The following is a 1,911-nucleotide window of genomic DNA, read 5'->3' on the forward strand; positions in this document are numbered from 1 at the left end:
ATTGGAGCAGGCGTCCTTAGAGGATTTGGTAGCCGTGGACGAGATCGGCGAGCGCTTCAAGGGCCTTGGCGAGATCTGGTCGGCTGGTGACAACCCGCTCGAGTCTCTGCACCTCGCCATGGTCTACGGGCTGACGCTGCTCGAGGGCGACCTTTCCACGCTGCAGGAGAACATCACCTCATCGCTGCCCGGCATCGCCGAGGGCTTCGCCGAGGTGGGCGGCGAGGTCGTTCCCAAGCTCGCCGAGGGAATCGAGACGGGGCTATCGTTCCTCTCCGAGACGGCGGCGTCGCTCATGACGTCGCTCGGCGGCTACCTGTCCGAGAACCTGCCCTCCATCACGGAGAGCGGCCTGCAGATTCTCACCGGCCTCTCCGAGTCCATAGCCGAGAACGCGGGCGTTCTGGCAGAGGGCGCGGCGAACCTCATCGTCGGCTTGGCGCAGGGTATCGCCGACAGCCTGCCGACGATCATCGAGCAGGCCCCGGTCATCGTGCAGAACCTCGCCAGCGCGATCAACGACAACGCGCCGATACTGCTCGGTGCCGGCATCCAGGCAATCGTGACGCTGGCACTTGGCATCGTGCAGGCGATACCGACGCTCATCGCCAACATCCCGGCCATCTTCTCGGCTTTCGTCTCGGCTTGGTCGGCGTTCGACTGGCTGAGCCTAGGCAGGAACGCCATCACGTTCCTGGGCAACGGTATCACCGGCATGGCCGGCTTCGTCAGCACGTGCGGTACCAACATCATGTCCGCTATCCGCGGCGCAATCAAGAATCTGCCGTCCACCCTGGCGAGCATCGGCCGCAACGGAATCAGCAGCCTGGGTTCCGCCATCAGCGGCGCGGTCGGCTTCGTGACCTCGGCTGCGGCCAATATCGGCAGCTCCATTGTGAGTGCCCTGTCCTCAATCCCCGGCCGTGTGGTGTCCATCGGCTCGCAGATCGTGCATGGCATCGCAAACGGAATCAGCGGCGCGGCAGGCGTGGTCGTGAACAAGATTACCGGCGTGGTGGGCGGCGCCATCGACGCGGCCAAGAACCTGCTGGGCATCCATTCGCCGTCGCGCGTGTTCCGCAAGATTTTCGGCTACGTCATGGAGGGCGCGGCCCTCGGCATCGACGACACGGCGGACGAGCCGGTGAAGTCCATGAGGTCGGCGGTGCGCAACGTCGAGAAGGCCGCCGTGTTCGGTGTGAGCGTTACCGGCGGCGGAGCATACGGGGCGACCGCCAGCGGAGCCGCGGGCATCGCGGGCGGCGGCAACGTTTACAACCTCTACCTCGACGGCGACCTGCTGGGCGTCGACGGGCGCGTGGCCTCCGCCTTCAGGAGCTTCGTCGCGGCGGTGGAGCAGAGCATGGCGATGGGGGTCGCGTAGTATGGCGCAGGGAAACTTGGTTCAAGGCGGCAGTGGCTATAGAAAGTACTGCTGGTGCGCGTACGTGGACGTTGCCGAGGTCGGGCGCACGGACACCACCGTGACCTACCGCGTCACGCACGGCTACGGCACGCGCTACACCATCGACTGCTACGCAAACGGCAGCTCGTCGGCGGGCGGCTCGTGGAACGGCTCGGTATACTCGACGAACAACTCCGGCTGGGTGTGGGTGCAGTGCACGTCGCGCGACGTCGAGCTCGCGCGCGGCAACGGCGACGCCTACGACCACACCTTCACGGGCCAGATTAACGTCACGGGCGGCTTCGGCAACGGAACGTCGAACGCCTCCAACACCGTCACGGTCCCGTGCCGTGCCTACCACACGCCGCACACGCCGAAGAACATCAGGGCGGAGCGCCTGAGCGACACCAGCGCGAAGGTCAGCTGGGACGTCGACTACACGGGCATGAACGGCGACTACCCCTGGTCGACCGTGACCGTCGGCGTGGTGAAGAACGGCCCGGGGA

The 1,911-nt window shown here is 66.0% G+C and carries 2 protein-coding genes; both read left to right on the plus strand.

The genetic code is table 11. From position 1 onward, the window contains the following. Nucleotides 1-1,384 (plus strand): phage tail protein (locus ACT84W_RS05505; RefSeq protein WP_444328485.1); only part of this gene is annotated, 1,384 nt, incomplete at its 5' end. A gap of 1 nt (nt 1,385) precedes the next feature. Continuing rightward, nucleotides 1,386-1,911, plus strand: a 526-nt coding sequence (locus ACT84W_RS05510) for a hypothetical protein (RefSeq protein WP_444328486.1), incomplete at its 3' end; no start/stop codon positions are given.

It is taken from the genome of Paratractidigestivibacter sp. (assembly GCF_052362415.1).
Classification (GTDB): domain Bacteria; phylum Actinomycetota; class Coriobacteriia; order Coriobacteriales; family Atopobiaceae; genus Paratractidigestivibacter.